At 32.3% G+C, this 16,255-nt stretch carries 12 protein-coding genes; 11 read left to right on the top strand and 1 reads right to left on the bottom strand.

The annotated features are described in order from the left end of the window. Positions 1 to 50: 50 nt before the first annotated feature. The 4 genes from HZY82_RS06370 (at position 51) to HZY82_RS06355 (ending at position 5,283) form a co-directional block, all read left to right on the top strand. Positions 51 to 2,099, top strand: a complete 2,049-nt coding sequence (locus HZY82_RS06370; protein WP_305040839.1) for a heavy metal translocating P-type ATPase — start codon at positions 51 to 53, stop codon at positions 2,097 to 2,099. Between the two features lie 270 nt (positions 2,100 to 2,369). Further along, on the top strand, positions 2,370 to 3,179 hold the full coding sequence (locus HZY82_RS06365) for a Cof-type HAD-IIB family hydrolase (protein ID WP_135156264.1): 810 nt from the start codon (positions 2,370 to 2,372) through the stop codon (positions 3,177 to 3,179). A 97-nt stretch (positions 3,180 to 3,276) separates the two neighbouring features. Next, on the top strand, positions 3,277 to 4,590 hold the full coding sequence (gene murC, locus HZY82_RS06360; protein WP_135156265.1) for a UDP-N-acetylmuramate--L-alanine ligase: 1,314 nt from the start codon (positions 3,277 to 3,279) through the stop codon (positions 4,588 to 4,590). Between the two features lie 15 nt (positions 4,591 to 4,605). Continuing rightward, entirely contained in the window at positions 4,606 to 5,283 is a 678-nt protein-coding gene (locus tag HZY82_RS06355; RefSeq protein ID WP_135156266.1) for a DUF948 domain-containing protein, read from the top strand. A 19-nt stretch (positions 5,284 to 5,302) separates the two neighbouring features. Here HZY82_RS06355 and HZY82_RS06350 read toward each other — a convergent pair whose 3' ends face one another. Beyond that, positions 5,303 to 6,352, bottom strand: a complete 1,050-nt coding sequence (locus HZY82_RS06350; protein WP_135156267.1) for an acyltransferase family protein — start codon at positions 6,350 to 6,352, stop codon at positions 5,303 to 5,305. A 134-nt stretch (positions 6,353 to 6,486) separates the two neighbouring features. Between HZY82_RS06350 and galE the strand changes: the two genes are divergently transcribed. From galE to HZY82_RS06315, 7 genes are all read left to right on the top strand, one after another. After that, on the top strand, positions 6,487 to 7,509 hold the full coding sequence (gene galE / locus HZY82_RS06345; protein WP_135156268.1) for a UDP-glucose 4-epimerase GalE: 1,023 nt from the start codon (positions 6,487 to 6,489) through the stop codon (positions 7,507 to 7,509). A gap of 59 nt (positions 7,510 to 7,568) precedes the next feature. Continuing rightward, entirely contained in the window at positions 7,569 to 8,798 is a 1,230-nt protein-coding gene (locus HZY82_RS06340; RefSeq protein ID WP_135156269.1) for a peptidoglycan bridge formation glycyltransferase FemA/FemB family protein, read from the top strand. 89 nt (positions 8,799 to 8,887) lie between these two features. Next, the gene (gene leuS, locus HZY82_RS06335; protein WP_483299224.1) at positions 8,888 to 11,476 is read left to right on the top strand and encodes a leucine--tRNA ligase; all 2,589 of its coding nucleotides are present in this window, start codon (positions 8,888 to 8,890) and stop codon (positions 11,474 to 11,476) included. Positions 11,477 to 11,486: 10 nt separating this feature from the next. Continuing rightward, positions 11,487 to 11,714 (top strand): KH domain-containing protein, encoded by a 228-nt coding sequence (locus tag HZY82_RS06330; protein WP_228098258.1) that lies wholly within the window; start codon positions 11,487 to 11,489, stop codon positions 11,712 to 11,714. 163 nt (positions 11,715 to 11,877) lie between these two features. Next, positions 11,878 to 13,095, top strand: coding sequence for a serine hydroxymethyltransferase (glyA, locus tag HZY82_RS06325; protein ID WP_135156271.1), 1,218 nt, complete (start codon positions 11,878 to 11,880; stop codon positions 13,093 to 13,095). 175 nt (positions 13,096 to 13,270) lie between these two features. Further along, entirely contained in the window at positions 13,271 to 13,891 is a 621-nt protein-coding gene (locus tag HZY82_RS06320) for a glycerol-3-phosphate acyltransferase (RefSeq protein ID WP_135156272.1), read from the top strand. A gap of 253 nt (positions 13,892 to 14,144) precedes the next feature. Further along, complete coding sequence (locus HZY82_RS06315) at positions 14,145 to 16,247, top strand: hypothetical protein (protein ID WP_135156273.1); 2,103 nt, start codon at positions 14,145 to 14,147, stop codon at positions 16,245 to 16,247. The last annotated feature ends 8 nt before the right edge of the window (positions 16,248 to 16,255 follow it).

Here is a 16,255-nt window from a genome sequence, read left to right as displayed (position 1 = left end):
TGAATAATGACAACAGATATTCGTCTCATAGTCACCATAATTATGACGACATGGATAATTTAAAACACGAGCATGGAATCACAGATGTACATGGAGACCATAAGGATCAACATCAAGTACATCATGCTGGGCATGATCACAGCGGGCACTGTGGGCATAACCACCATCATGGAAACTTTAAGGAACTTTTCTTAAAGTCATTGCCACTAGGAATCATTATTATGCTCTTATCTCCTATGTTTGGATTTGAACTACCATTCCAGTTTACTTTTCCATATTCTGATATTGTAGTAGCTATTTTATCTACTATATTAATTATTTATGGTGGTCGTCCATTCTATCAAGGCGCAGTTGACGAATTTAAACAAAAAGAACCTGGAATGATGGCTCTAGTTTCTTTAGGTATAAGTGTTTCATATTTATACAGTATTTATGCTGTTATCATTACCTACGTAACGGGTGAACACGTGATGGACTTTTTCTTTGAATTTGCTTCATTATTATTAATTATGTTATTAGGTCACTGGATTGAGATGAAAGCTATTGGAGAAGCAGGAGACGCACAAACAGCATTGGCTAAGTTGGTACCAAAAGATGCTCACGTTGTGTTAGAAGACGATTCAATTGAAACACGTCCAGTTGCTGACTTACAGGTAGGTGATTTAATTCGTGTTCAAGCCGGAGAAAATGTGCCAGCAGACGGAACTATTGAGCGTGGCGAATCACGTGTAAATGAAGCTCTTTTGACTGGAGAATCAAAAGCAGTTAAAAAAGGTCCTGGCGATGAAGTAATCGGAGGCTCAACAAATGGAGAAGGAGTTCTTTATATTAAAGTGAATGAAACAGGTGATCAATCCTTCATCTCTCAAGTTCAGAATTTAATCAGCCAAGCTCAAAGTCAGCCTTCCAGGGCAGAAAATATTGCTCAAAAGGTTGCAGGGTGGCTCTTCTATATTGCGGTCATTGTCGCACTAATAGCTTTTGTAGTGTGGATGGTTATTGGAGATATCCCAACGGCAGTTATCTTTACTATCACGACATTAGTTATAGCTTGTCCACACGCATTAGGTCTGGCTATTCCATTGGTTACCGCCCGTAGCACAAGCTTAGGAGCCAGTCGTGGGTTACTAGTGAAAGACCGCCAAGCCTTAGAAATAGCTCCAGATGCAGATGTGATGATTTTAGATAAAACAGGTACTTTAACAACTGGTGAGTTTAAAGTATTAGACATTGAACTTTTTAATAACAAATATAATAAGGAGGAAATCATTGCCTTGCTTGCAGGTATTGAAGGAGGATCTAGCCACCCTATTGCTCAATCAATTATAAGTTTCGCTAAGCAGCAAGGTATACGTCCAGCATCTTTTGATTCGATTGATGTGATTTCCGGTGCTGGAGTAGAGGGTAAAGCAGGTGAGCACCGTTACCAATTAATCAGTCAAAAAGCTTACGGACGTAATCTTGTTATGGATATTCCAAAAGGAGCAACTCTTAGTGTTTTAGTAGAAAACGATGATGCCATTGGTGCTGTAGCTTTAGGGGACGAATTAAAACCAACGAGTAAAGAGTTAATTAAAGCTCTTAAAAAGAACAATATTCAACCAATTATGGCAACAGGTGATAATGAAAAAGCGGCTCAAGGCGCGGCAGAAGATTTAGGGATTGAATATAGATCAAATCAATCTCCACAAGACAAATATGAGTTAGTTAAAACACTTAAAGATGAAGGAAAGAAAGTTATCATGGTAGGTGATGGTGTTAATGATGCTCCTTCTCTTGCCTTGGCAGATGTTGGTATAGCTGTAGGTGCTGGAACTCAAGTTGCATTGGATTCAGCTGATGTCATATTGACTCAATCCGATCCAGGAGATATTGAATCATTCATTGAATTAGCACACAAAACAACTCGTAAAATGAAACAAAACCTATTTTGGGGAGCTGGTTATAACTTTATAGCTATCCCTTTAGCTGCAGGAATTTTGGCTCCTATTGGCATCACATTTAGCCCTGCATTAGGAGCAATTCTAATGTCTGTGTCAACAGTCATCGTCGCCATTAATGCTATTTTATTAAATTTAGATCCCAAAAATAACGGTTAACAGATCGAATGATTGAAACCCATTAAAGTATCAAGATACAATAGTTTTACAGGATACAAAAAATAAATGTGTAGTTCTTTTAACAGATGAAGGACAAAGATCAAAAGACTTATTAAAATAGATTATTAAAATTTTTAGTCAGCATAAGTCATATCAATAAGATATGGCTTTTTTATTTTTACTTCAAAGAAATAATAATCAATAATTTACTTATTTAATATGTTATAATGAAGTGGAGAGAATACTAATTTTAAAAAAGGAGAAAATTGTATGATTAAAGTAGTAGTAACAGACATAGATGATACATTATTAGATAGTAAGGGTCAGCTTAGCTCAAAAACAAAAGAAGTGATTGAGAAATGTATAGAAAAAGATATTAAAGTAATCTTAGCATCTGGGAGACCAGATTTCGGTATGATGCATTTAGTAAAGGAATTGAGTTTGGATAAGTATGATAATTATTTATTATCCTATAACGGTGCTAAATTATCTAACTTAGCTACTGGAGAAGTTATTTATGATAAGATGCTTGATACAGATAGACTTAAATTTCTAATTAAAAAATCGCAAGAATATGGACTAGATATCTTAACTTACCAAGGAGATGTGGTTTTAACTAATAAATTAAATCCATATGCAGAGTGGGAGGCAAATGCCTTAAGAGTAGATTTAAAAGTAGAAGAAAACTTATTAGACAAAATTAAGGAAAAAGCGGCCAAGGTAATTATGCTTGATAATCCAGAAACAGCTAAAGAAAATAAGGAAAAAGTAAATTTAGATATTGGAGATGAATATGAAGTTGCTATGTCAAAGCCTTTCTTTATAGAAGTTAATGATAAGGGGATTTCTAAAGGTGCAGCCCTAGAGTTCTTATGTAAGAAATTAGGAATTGATAGGTCTGAGATGATAGCCTTAGGTGACGGACTTAATGATTTATCAATGATTGAATTTGCGGGTCTAGGTGTAGCTATGGCTAATGCTAATCAGCAGTTAAAATCAAAAGCGGATTATATTAGTAAAACTAATGATGAAGATGGTTTTGCTTATGCAGTAGAAAAATTTGTTTTAAATGAGTTGTAATTTATTGAAAATTCTGGTCTTAATCTTGAAAAAATAGTTAATATAAGGTAGAATATAAGGCACTATTAAAATTAAATATCTATAGTTAGGAGAAATCGTGGAAAAATTTCATTTTATAGGAATTAAGGGTTCTGGGATGAGTGCATTAGCTCAAGTTTTACATGACTTAGGGCATCTTGTACAAGGTTCAGATGTGGACACTTACTTCTTTACACAAAAAAAATTAGAAGATAGAAATATAAAGATATTATCACATTCAGAAAAAAATATTGAAGAAGGATTTACTGTAGTTTTAGGTAATGCTTTTAACGAAGAACATATAGAATATATTAAGGCTAAAGAACTGGGTTTAACGATTTATACTTACAGTCAATTACTAGGAATACTATCTGAAAAAATTAAGTCGGTAGCTGTAACAGGAGCTCATGGGAAAACTACAACAACTACAATGGCTACAACAGTATTTAAAGATAATATTGGAACAGCCTATTTAATTGGAGATGGATCAGGATTCTCTGTTAAGGATCCAGATATGTTTGTATTTGAAGCCTGTGAGTACAGAAGACATTTTTTAAAGTACAAACCAACATATGCAATTGTTACTAATATTGATTTCGATCACCCAGATTATTTTTCGGATGAAAGAGATGTGTTTGATGCCTTCCAATCTTTTGCTAATCAGGTCAAAGAAGCTGTAGTTTTCTGTGGTGATGATAGATTAGCCTCAGAATTAACTTCTAAATCTGCTAAATTAGTTTCTTATGGTTTTAATGATGGTAACGATTATCAAATTAAAAATCTGAGATCTAATTCAGAAGGTTCAAATTTTGATATCTACAGAAAAGATGAATTACTAGGTAATTTCCAAATGCCAATTTTTGGATTGCATGAAGTGTCAAATGCAGCAGCGGTTATTGCGGTAGGGGATCTAGCAGGCTTAGAAGCTGAAGCTATGAAAAAATCAGTGCTTACTTATCAAAAAGCGGCTAGAAGATACACAGAATATACATATAAGGATAATATTATTGTAGATGACTATGCCCACCATCCAAGAGAAATTGTTGCTACTTTAGACACCTCAAGAAGAAAATATTCTGATAAGGAAGTAGTTGCAATCTTCCAGCCGCATACATTTACTAGAACAGAGGCCCTATTAACAGATTTTGCAGAAGCTTTAGAAGGTGCAGATAAAATTTATCTATATCCGATTTTTGGATCTGCTAGAGAAGAGAAGGGGAATGTAAGTATCGAGGATTTAGCAGAAGCAATTGGCAAGCCGACATCCTTAGTAACAGGAACAGAAGACTTTGAAGAATTAGCAAAAATTGAAAATTCTGTAATTTTATTTATGGGTGCTGGAGATATTAATAAATATCAGAGAAAATTTTTAGATTACTTGGAAGTAAAATAGGAGGATGATAGATTTATGTCAGGAATAAATTGGTCAATACTAGCATATGCAGGAGTATTCTTAATAGGAGTAGGAGTTCTAATTATTGCAGTTGGAGTTTTTAAAACATTAGCAAGTGTAAGGAGAACCTTAGCTTATGCAGAAGAAATAGGTAATGATTTCAAGGATATAGCAGATGATGCTATGAAATTAGCAAATGATTTAAATGGTACGCTTAAGAAGGTTGAAGGAAATGTAGAGCCGATTTTACAAGAATCGAATATTTTATTACAAAATACCAATATTCTTGCTGAAGATATTCAAGGAAAATCTAAAAAATTAGATCCAATCTTTGATTCTACAGATTCAGTAGTTGCAACAATAGCAACAATCAACGACTCAATTGTTAGTATGAAGAATAATGCGGTTAATTTAAAAGATTCTACGGAAGAGAAAATTAGTAACCTTAAAGCCAAGGCTGATGAAAGAATTGTTAGCTTGAAAAATAAAACAGGTCAACTATCAGAGAAAGTTGCAAATTCTAAAGCAAATTCTTTTGTCAAAAAAGTTATAAAGAAAGAAACTGATTTATTAGATGAAGTTACTGAGAAAAAAGTAACTTCAAAGGCTGATGTGGAAGGAAAACTTAGCAACTTAGCATCCAACTCTAAAGAGAAAGCTAATGAACTTTTAAATAAATTCTTAAAAAAATAAGAAGTTAGTGCATAATGCACTAGCTTCTTATTTTTTGTATATTATTTATTATCTTGTTTAAGATATAAGCGGATATTATACTTAGAATTATTACTAAGCAAGCATATATAAAGTCGTCTTTATTATCCTTTCCTAAGATATCTGGTAAGAAATAAATGAACATACCATGTATCAAATATAATTCTAATGAGATATTGCCTATAAAATTAAAGATTTTATTTTTGAAATTTAATTTTAAGGCAAGTAGGATAAAGAAAATAACAAATATTATATTTTTTATGTTTGCTATAAATCCATAATTATAAATATTGTCTTTAATTTCAAATGTCATCAAAATATCTATATAATTGTGGCCTAGATAGATAAGTATAGTAAATAAAATTAATAAAAATTTATATTTATCATTAATTATATTATCTAGATCATCTTTATATATTCCCCAGAAAATTCCTAAGGGAAAAGCAAGCAGGGAATTGTATTCCCAATAACCTATTTCTAAGTACATCATAATGGAAATTACAAGACACACAAGAAATAGATTTAAGAAAGCGGCAATATGTATAGATTTTATAAATCTGAATGAAAGATAGAATGTAAGGTACATTACTATAATTCCTTGTAAAAACCAACCACTAATAATTATTGATTCATGTTTGGTAATTATAGATAGTAGTTCTTCTTTGCTAGTATATTTATTGTAAATAAAATACCAGAATAAAAAGTATAATATACTGAATAATATGTATGGAATAAATAATTTAGCTAACCTTTTCTTTAAAAAATTATCCATATAGTTTTCTTGTCTTTTATATTGGGTTATTAAACTGTAAGCTGATAAGAAGAAGAAAAAGGCTACGGCATATTCACCTACGTATAAAAAGTTATCAAATATTTCACTTTGAGAAATTCTTTGACTTATATGGTGAAAGATAATAAATAAAGCAAAGAATCCTCTTAAATAATTTGTATTTTGTGTATCTAAATAATCTAGGTTAATATGTTTATAGTTCATTACTACTAGTGAAAAAAGTAGTAATATTAGAAGATCGATTAAAACAATCTCAGTCATAATTTTTCTCCTTTCGATATTCTATCTTAATTATATCTTATGGACATATTGTTGACAAGTTAGAGTTAATTTTATAAAATTAAGTTATATTATCATAGGAGGTTTCTACACTAGTTTGTAGGAAAAGAATGTATATGGCAAAGAAAATTTTAGTAACGGGTGGAGCAGGGTACATAGGTTCTCATACTTGTCTTGAGTTATTAAATTCAGGATATGAAGTAGTGGTTGTAGATAATCTGTATAACTCTAATGAAGAGTCTTTAGATGTAGTAAAAAGATTAACAGAGAAAGAATTAAAATTCTATAATGCTGACATTCGTGATGCAGAGGCTTTAGATAAGATTTTTAAAGCAGAAGGTCAGGTTTATGGAGTGATTCATTTTGCAGGACTAAAAGCAGTAGGAGAGTCTGTTCAAAAACCCCTAGCTTATTATGAAAACAATGTAGCAGGGACGGTAAACTTATGCCAGGTTATGGCTGAGAATAATTGTAAGAATATAATATTCTCGTCTTCAGCAACTGTATATGGAGATCCACATGTACTTCCTATTAAAGAAGATTTTCCCTTATCAGCGACTAATCCATATGGGCGTACTAAGTTGATGCTTGAAGAAGTTTTAGGAGATTTATATAAGTCTGATAATGAGTGGAACATAGTAATCTTACGTTATTTCAATCCGATAGGGGCTCATGAATCAGGGGACTTAGGAGAAGATCCGAATGGAATTCCTAATAACCTAGTACCTTATGTTTCTCAAGTAGCAGTTGGAAAATTAGAAAAAGTTAATGTATTTGGTGATGATTATGATACTCATGACGGAACGGGTGTTCGTGATTATATTCACGTAGTCGATTTGGCCCAAGGTCATGTTGCTTCTATTAAGAGATTAGAGCCTAATACAGGCTTATCAATCTATAATCTTGGAACTGGAAATGGATATTCAGTTCTTGATGTGATCAAAAATATGAATAAAGCAGTAGGTAGAGAATTACCTTATGTCATATCTCCGAGAAGAAGTGGTGATATTGCTGCTTGTTACGCTGATGCATCAAAAGCAAAAGCAGAACTAGCTTGGGAAGCTAAATTTGATATTGAACGTATGTGTCAGGATACTTGGCGTTGGCAAAGTAAAAATCCAAATGGATTTAAGAAATAGTAATTAGTTAGAGATAGCCATAAAGCTATCTCTAAAATCTTGTATAAAGGAATATTGTAATGAAATTTATTGATAATATTACAGTTGACAAATATGATGAGTTTGTAAACTCTGCCCCCAATGCGAATATTTTGCAGTCATCTAAATGGGTAGATGTGAAAAAAGAGTGGAATTATAAACGACTTGCTGTTTTAGACGACAATGACAAAGTTATCGCAACAGCACAATTATTAATTAGAAGTGGATTATGGTATTTAAACCGTGGACCAATAATGGACTATTCTAATATAGAACTATTAGAATTTTTCTTAGATAATATCAAAGCATATGCTAGAAAAAATAAGGCAAAAATGCTTAAGATAGATATACCTGAACCTATAAGAAATGCCCAACTTCAAAATTTTAGAAAAAGTGAAGAAGATTCTAAAAAAATGGCTATTTTATCAGCTTTTGAAAAGGCAAAATTTAAGCATAAAGGTTTTACTTCTTATATGAGTGATACTATACAGCCACGTTTTGAAGTTGTTAAGGTATTATCCGATAACTTTATTAATGAACTACCCAAAGATACTCGTAGACTTATTAGAGATGCAGATAAGAAGTTTGTTGTTTCAAGAAGAATCGGTCTAGAAAATCTTGATGATTTTGTTTATGCAATAGAGTGTACAGAAAAAAGAAAGGGTATTTCTTTGAGAAATAAAGAATACTTTGAAAATATGATGAAGGTTTTTGGAGAAGATATTATTCTTTATGTTTCTTATATTGATTTAGATTTAGCCTTAAATGTTTGTAAAGAACGTATTGAAGATTTAAACAAGCAGATAGAGGAAGTTAAAGAAAAGTCACCCAAGAAAGTTCATCAACTCAAAGAACAAGTTGTAAGTAATGAAAAATTAATTGAAGTCTTCAGCAAGTTTGAAAAACAAGGGGATAGGAAAGAGCAAATCATTAGTGGATCTTTTACTGTTCGTTGTGGAAATTATGCGGAGATGATATATGCTGGAATGGATGAACAATTTTTAAAACTTCCAGCTCAATATAAGGTTTATGCAGACTCTATGACAGTGGCTAGAGAGATGGGTGTTGAATTTTTCTCGAGTGGAGGAATTGAAAATTCTTTAGAGGATAGTTTACTATTATTCAAATCAAAGTTTAATCCAAATGTTGTAGAGCACTATGGGGAGTTTGATTATGCTATTAGTAGGTCTTATCAATTTATGTATGATTATGCTCTACCTTTAAGAAGAAAAGTTTTAAAAACTATGAGAAATATTTTCAAGAAGAACTAAGTCTTAGACTAGTTCTTTTTTTGCGTTGTAAAGTAAGTGAAAACTTGTTATAATTATAGCAATAATATTGTGAATGGAGTGTGAAATTAGTGTTTAACCATCTAGAAATTGAAAAAAAATGGCAAAAATATTGGGAAGAAAATAAAACTTTTAAAACAGAAGATGATTTTTCTAATCCTAAAAAATTCTATGCTTTAGATATGTTTCCATATCCATCAGGTGCTGGACTTCATGTTGGGCATCCAGAAGGATATACGGCTACTGATATCTTAAGTCGTTATAAGAGAGCTAAAGGATATAATGTTCTTCATCCAATGGGTTGGGATGCTTTTGGTTTGCCTGCTGAGCAATATGCACTAGATACAGGAAATGATCCAAGAGAATTTACTCAACAGAATATTGATACTTTTCGACGTCAAATTAAGTCCTTAGGATTTTCTTACGATTGGGACAGAGAAGTGAATACAACTGATCCAAATTATTATAAGTGGACACAGTGGATTTTTATCCAGCTTTATAATAAGGGCTTAGCCTATGTTGATGAGGTACCAGTAAACTGGTGTCAAGCGCTAGGAACAGTTCTTTCTAATGAAGAGGTAGTTGATGGAGTTTCAGAACGTGGAGGCTTCCCTGTTGAGAGGCGACCTATGCGTCAGTGGGTTTTAAAAATTACTGACTATGCAGAAAAATTATTAGAAGATCTTGAGGATTTAGACTGGCCAGAGAGTCTTAAAGCAATGCAAAGGAATTGGATTGGAAAATCTGAAGGAGCAGAAGTAACTTTTAAAATTGAAAATATGAATGAAGAGGTAAAAGTATTTACTACAAGACCTGATACCTTATTTGGAGTTACTTACTGCGTTCTTGCACCAGAACATCCACTTGTGGAAAAAATTACAACAGCAGACTGTAGAGAGCAAGTAGATGCTTATATTGATGAAGTTAAGAAAAAATCTGATTTAGATAGAACAGATTTAAACAAGAATAAGACAGGAGTATTTACGGGTGCTTATGCAATCAATCCAATAAATGGATTAGAAATTCCAGTCTTTATTGGAGATTATGTGCTTTATTCTTATGGAACAGGGGCAGTTATGGCCGTACCTGCTCATGATGAAAGAGATTTTGAATTTGCGACCAAATACAAGCTACCAATCCTTCCAGTAATTTTCCCTAAAGAATTAGCAGAAGCTTTAGCTAAACAGTCTGATGAAGATTTTATTAATTCATTAAGTGAAGAAGAACTGAATAAGTTTATGGAGGAAGGTGCAGCGGCTGAGAAAGATTTTAACGAAAAGTTACCATACACAGATCCAGGTTACATAGGAACACTTACTATTAGCACGCAAACTGAAATGACTGACAAAGAAATTGAGGATCTACATAAAAAATATCTATTATTATCAAGTGAAGAAGCTAAAAAAATATTTGTAGCTGATTTAGAAAAAGATGGCCATGCTGTTAAAAAAGTTACTTACAAATTACGTGACTGGTTATTTTCACGTCAAAGATACTGGGGAGAGCCAATTCCAGTGATTCATTGGGAAGATGGAACAATGACAACAGTTCCTAAAAATGAATTGCCATTATTACTTCCAGAAACTGATAATATAAGACCATCTGGTACTGGAGAGTCTCCATTGGCTAATCTTACAGATTGGATAGAGCTTGTAGATCCGGTAACTGGTATGAAAGGTAAAAGAGAAACTAATACTATGCCACAATGGGCTGGATCTTGTTGGTACTATTTACGTTATATTGATCCAAACAATAAAGATGTATTTGCAGATCCAGAGAAATTAAAATACTGGCTACCAGTAGACATCTATATTGGAGGAGCAGAGCATGCAGTCCTTCACTTGCTATATGCTAGATTTTGGCACAAGGTACTATATGATTTAGGATTAGTTCCAACTAAGGAACCTTTCCAAAAATTATTTAACCAAGGTATGATTCTTGCAGAAGGAAAAGATGGGCGTCCAGAAAAAATGTCTAAATCTAAAGGGAATGTAGTAAACCCAGATGCAATTGTTACAGGATATGGTGCTGATACATTACGTGTTTACGAGATGTTTATGGGACCCCTAGATGCTTCTATTGCTTGGTCTACAAATGGTCTGGAAGGTTCTAGAAGATTCTTAGATAGAGTCTATCGTTTACTAGTTAACGAAGAGACAAATCAAGTTTCTGATAAAGTTCAAGATAAAGAAAATCCGGAATTAGAAGTAACTTATAATTTCACTGTTAAGAAAGTTGGAGAGGATATTGAAAACCTACAATTCAACACAGCAATTTCTCAATTAATGGTATTCGTGAATGATGCTAACAAGGCAGAATTTTTACCAAGAAAATATGCTTTAGGATTTATCCAATTAATTGCACCATTTGCTCCGCACTTAGGGGAAGAATTATGGTCAATTTATGGAAATCAAGATACATTATCTTATGAGCCATGGCCAACTTACGATGAGTCTAAACTTGTAAGTGACAGTGTTGAAATAGTAGTTCAAGTATTAGGGAAAGTAAAAGCTAAGATTAAACTAAGAAAAGATTTATCAAAGGATGAGTTAGAGAAAGAGGCATTAGCACATGAAGATGTCCAAGTACTTATTCAAGGAAAAGACTTAGTTAAAGTTATAGCAGTACCAAATAGATTAGTAAACTTGGTTGTAAAATAAGAGGTTGCTTATGATGGAAGAATTAATTTTAAATATAGTGAAGGAAATAGTAGAATATAAGGATGAAGTAAAAGTGGACAAGTATATAAAAAATGCGAGAGAACACTATGTACTATCACTTCATCCCGATGATGTAGGGCGTGTCATTGGAAAAAAAGGAATGACAATTAACGCAATAAGAACAGTTATCAATTCTACAAATTTTTCTAAGAAAGTATATTTAAACATACTTGAATAAGGAAAAACACCCGGTTTTAGCTGGGTGTTTTTTTGTGAATGTACGAAAAATACAAATTAGTATTTTAAAATATTTAAAATAATATGTAATGTAAGGGTATGTTTTGAAAAAACATAGTAAATATGATATAATTTATCCGAAATTAAAATAGAGGTAAGGAAAAATGGATAAAGAGATTTTTGATTTAATCGAAAAAGAAAAAATAAGACAAGAGACAAATATAGAGTTGATTGCATCAGAAAATTTTGTGTCAGAAGATATTTTGAATGCAACAGGATCAATACTTACAAATAAGTATGCAGAAGGATATCCAGGTAAGAGATATTACGATGGATGTGAAGTAGTTGATGAAATCGAGTCTATAGCTATTGAAAGATTGAAAAAATTATTCAATGCAAAATTTGCTAATGTTCAAGCTCATTCTGGTTCAAGTGCCAATATAGCTGTTTATATGGCGCTGTTAAATCCTGGTGATACAGTTTTAGGTATGTCTATGGATGCTGGAGGACACTTAACCCATGGTTCTAAAGTAAATTTTTCAGGGAAAATTTATAATGCGGTATCTTATGGTGTAGATAAAGATACTCATACAATTAACTATGACAATGTATTAGCAATAGCAAAAGAACATAAACCGAAAATGATTATTGCTGGTGCTTCTGCCTATGCTAGAAAGATTGATTTCAAAAAATTTAGAGAAATAGCTGATGAAGTAGGGGCTTATCTGCTAGTAGATATGGCTCATATTGCAGGACTTATTGCGACTGGTTATCACCAAAGTCCAATGGAATATGCTCATGTTGTTACATCAACAACGCACAAGACTTTAAGAGGTCCACGAGGAGGAATTATTTTATCTAATGATGAAGAAATTGCTACTAAGATTAATAAAGTGATCTTCCCAGGTGCACAAGGTGGGCCTTTAGAGCATGTAATTGCAGCTAAGGCAATTTGTTTTGGGGAAGCTCTAAAACCAGAATTTAAAACTTATATTGGACAAGTTCTAAAAAACATACAGGCAATGGTTAAAAGCTTTAAGAAAAATAATGTACCAGTGGTAAGTGATGGAAGTGATAATCACTTATGTTTAATTGATACATATTCAACATACGGTAAGACTGGTCATGAAGCGAGTACACTTTTAAGTGAAGCTGGAATTACATGTAATAAGAATGGAATTCCATTTGATACATTACCACCAATGAAAACAAGTGGTTTAAGATTAGGGGCAGCGGCTATGACTACTAAAGGGTATAATGAAGAAGATTTTGCTTATATTACAGAATTGATTTGTGAATTATTACGAAATGGTGAAGCAAGTTTAGAATCTGTTCGCACAAAAGTTTTAGAACTTACTAAAAAGAAAAATGAATTATTATAAAGTGAAGTCACTAGTTTAACTAGTGACTTCTTTCTAAAAATTGAAAAAATAATAATTTAATGATATTATAGGTAAAGAATTCAGTATATTTTTGATAGTAATGTAGTGTGTTATAAATTAGAGTATATATCTATTGATACTTTATAAAATAAGGTTGAGATAGGGAGGGTTATTGATGATATTAAATATTTTATATGTGGTATTTGCTTATTTAATGGGGAATATCATGGGTGGAAAGATACTTCAATTGATTTATGGAGTTGATATTTCTAAACGTGGTTCTGGGAATGTGGGAGCCAGAAATGCTGGAAAACTTTTGGGTCAAAAAGCATTTGTTTTAGTTGCTACTGTGGATTTATTTAAAGGATTTTTAGTAGTAATATTTTTAAAATTTGCTGGAGTAAATAACTGGGTTATGGGATTATCTATATTGCTAGTTATATTAGGACATATTAGACCGATATTTTTTGATGGTGGAAAAGGAGTTGCTACTTTTATAGGTGCGATTTTAGCTCTATCTCCTAATGTATTTTTTGTATTTTTATTAGGTTTACTTATGATTTCTTTTGTAACTAGATCTTTAACTATAGGTTTTTACATGAGTTTACCTGTTTTAATTGTAATTTATTATTTAGATTTTAAAGATGTATTGGGAACTTTCTTTTTTATGCTGACAATTGTTTTACTTATTTTTGTAGCTTATGAGTCTATTACCAAATCATTTAATAGGTATTTTGCTGTGAAAAAGAGAAGGATTGTAAGGAGAGTGGAAAAAGTTTCTAGAGAAAATAGATGATTGAAATCATCTATTTTTTTGTTTAGTATAATTTTTTAATGGAGTGACAAAGAATCAAGTAATATCCATGACTAGAAGACCCAGATGTTGAATTTCTAATTTTTAATAATATTGGTATAGATAATATTTTAAATACTATATAAGTAGACCGTAGCTAGTGGAATTTAAGGACTATTTTTATATTTGTAACACTTTACAATTTTTAGAAAATTTGTTAAAATATATTTAAAATTGAATTTTAGGAGGATATAAAATGGGAAAATTAACTAAAGGATTTTTATTAGGGGCTGTATCAGCATTAGGTGCATATTACTACAAAAATCCAAAAGAAGCACAAAAGCATAAAGAATTAGTTTTAGAGAATGCAAAAAAACTTTTAGATAAGGTAAATAAAACTGAAACAGAAGTTTTTAATTCAGATGATTTAGAAGAATCTTTAGATTTAGTTGAAGAAAAAGGAATTAAAGTGGAAGTTAAGGATGAAAAACTAGATTCTTTATTATCTGCTTTTGAACCTAAAGATGAAGAATTAAATTTAAAAGAAAAAGCAGAAGAAAAAGTGGAAGATGCAAAAGATTTTGCGGAAGAAAAGACAGAAGCAGCAACAGAAAAAGTAGAAGAGCTGAAAGAAAAAACTGAAGATAAGTTTACTAAAGTAAAAGAAAGTGCAGAAGAAAATCTAGAAGATGCCAAAGGTTTTGCGGAAGAAAAGGCAGAGCTGGCAGCAGAAAAAGCAGAAGAATTAAAAGAATTATCTGAAGAAAAATCAGGTTTGTCTAAAGCAGCTTTGCTAGCGGGAGCTGCAGCAGTAGGCGGAGTAGCGGCAGCTGGAACTGCATTAGCAGGTAAAGCAGGAGAAGATTCAGCTAAAGCAGAAGAACTTGCAGAAAAAGCAGAAGAAAAACTAGCAGATGCAAAAGATTTTGTACAAGAGAAGGCAGAAGCAGAGACAGGAAAAGTAGAAGAGCTTGCAGAAAAAACAGAAGATAAGTTTGCTGAAGTTAAGGAAAGTACAGAAGAAAAAGTAGAAGATGCAAAAGATTTCGTACAAGAAAAGGCAGAAGCAGCGACAGGAAAAGCAGAAGAACTTGCAGAAAAAGCAGAAGATAAGTTTGCTGAAGTTAAGGAAAGTACAGAAGAAAAAGTAGAAGATGCAAAAGATTTCGTACAAGAAAAGGCAGAAGCAGCGACAGGAAAAGTAGAAGAACTTGCAGAAAAAACAGAAGATAAGTTTACTGAAGTTAAGGAAAGTACAGAAGAAAAAGTAGAAGATGCAAAAGATTTCGTACAAGAAAAGGCAGAAGCAGCGACAGGAAAAGCAGAAGAACTTGTAGAAAAAACAGAAGATAAGTTTACTGAAGTAAAAGAAAGTGCAGAAGAAAAAGTAGAAGATGTCAAAGGTTTTGCGGAAGAAAAGACAGAGTTGGCAGCGGATAAAACTGAAGAGATCACAGAAAAAACAGAAGATAAGTTTGCTGAAGTTAAGGAAAGTGCAGAAGACAAGCTAGCAGATGCAAAAGAATTTGTGGAAGAAAAGGCAGAAGCAGCGACAGGAAAAGTAGAAGAACTTGTAGAAAAAACAGAAGACAAATTTACGGAAGTTAAGGAAAGTACAGAAGAAAAAGTAGAAGATGCCAAAGGTTTTGCAGAAGAAAAGACAGAGCTGGCAGCAGATAAAGCAGAAGAACTTAAAGAAAAAGAAGAAGATATGTTTTCGGAAGTAAAAGAAGAATCAAATTCATTTGTAGAAGGAGTTAAGTCTGAATTTGTAAATGAAGAAATTGACTTGGATATAGGAGAATTTTCTTTAGAAGAGGAAGATGAATTAGCTAGGTTAGATAGAGAAATTGCTGAATTAGAGGCTCAAATTAGAGCGGAACAAGAAGATTCAGATGTTCTTCATTCATTTGATTTAAGTGAAGCTAATCTAGAAGAGTATGAAGATCTAGAAGTAGAAATGTATACTCCTGCTGAAGAAGAAACAAGTGACTCAATTTTTGGAAAAATTAAATCGCTAGTTTCAGGAGATGAATCAGCTCAAGCTAAATTAGAGGAGGCGGCTTCTCTAAAAGAAGATCTTGCTAATTTATCTGCTGATGACTTGAAAGCAGAATTAGGAGAATCAACTGGATTAGTTACAGGGCCGGCTGAGAAACTAAAATCTCAAGTAGAAGATAAGCTAGTAGTAGCCAAAGAAGAAATTTTAAGTAGAGCAGGTTTACAAGAAGAGGAATCATTAACTGATAAGTTAAAAACAGACTTGGAAACTGTAGAATCTGATGTGACTGAGAAAGTTGAAGAAAAGAAAAAAGGATTGTTTGGGGCCTTAGGTTCATTATTCACATCTAAAAAATAATTTTTAAA

This window comes from Gemella sp. GL1, from assembly GCF_013415365.1.
Taxonomy (GTDB): Bacteria; Bacillota; Bacilli; order Staphylococcales; family Gemellaceae; genus Gemelliphila.
This window is presented reverse-complemented; position numbering and strand designations above follow the sequence as displayed.

Coding starts and splice junctions, on each gene's coding strand:
- HZY82_RS06370 (WP_305040839.1), top strand. CDS start 51: ATGGATAATTTAAAACACGAGCATGGAATCACAGATGTACATGGAGAC.
- HZY82_RS06365 (WP_135156264.1), top strand. CDS start 2,370: ATGATTAAAGTAGTAGTAACAGACATAGATGATACATTATTAGATAGT.
- HZY82_RS06355 (WP_135156266.1), top strand. CDS start 4,606: ATGTCAGGAATAAATTGGTCAATACTAGCATATGCAGGAGTATTCTTA.
- HZY82_RS06350 (WP_135156267.1), bottom strand. CDS start 6,352: ATGACTGAGATTGTTTTAATCGATCTTCTAATATTACTACTTTTTTCA.
- galE (WP_135156268.1), top strand. CDS start 6,487: ATGGCAAAGAAAATTTTAGTAACGGGTGGAGCAGGGTACATAGGTTCT.
- HZY82_RS06340 (WP_135156269.1), top strand. CDS start 7,569: ATGAAATTTATTGATAATATTACAGTTGACAAATATGATGAGTTTGTA.
- HZY82_RS06330 (WP_228098258.1), top strand. CDS start 11,487: ATGATGGAAGAATTAATTTTAAATATAGTGAAGGAAATAGTAGAATAT.
- glyA (WP_135156271.1), top strand. CDS start 11,878: ATGGATAAAGAGATTTTTGATTTAATCGAAAAAGAAAAAATAAGACAA.
- HZY82_RS06320 (WP_135156272.1), top strand. CDS start 13,271: ATGATATTAAATATTTTATATGTGGTATTTGCTTATTTAATGGGGAAT.
- HZY82_RS06315 (WP_135156273.1), top strand. CDS start 14,145: ATGGGAAAATTAACTAAAGGATTTTTATTAGGGGCTGTATCAGCATTA.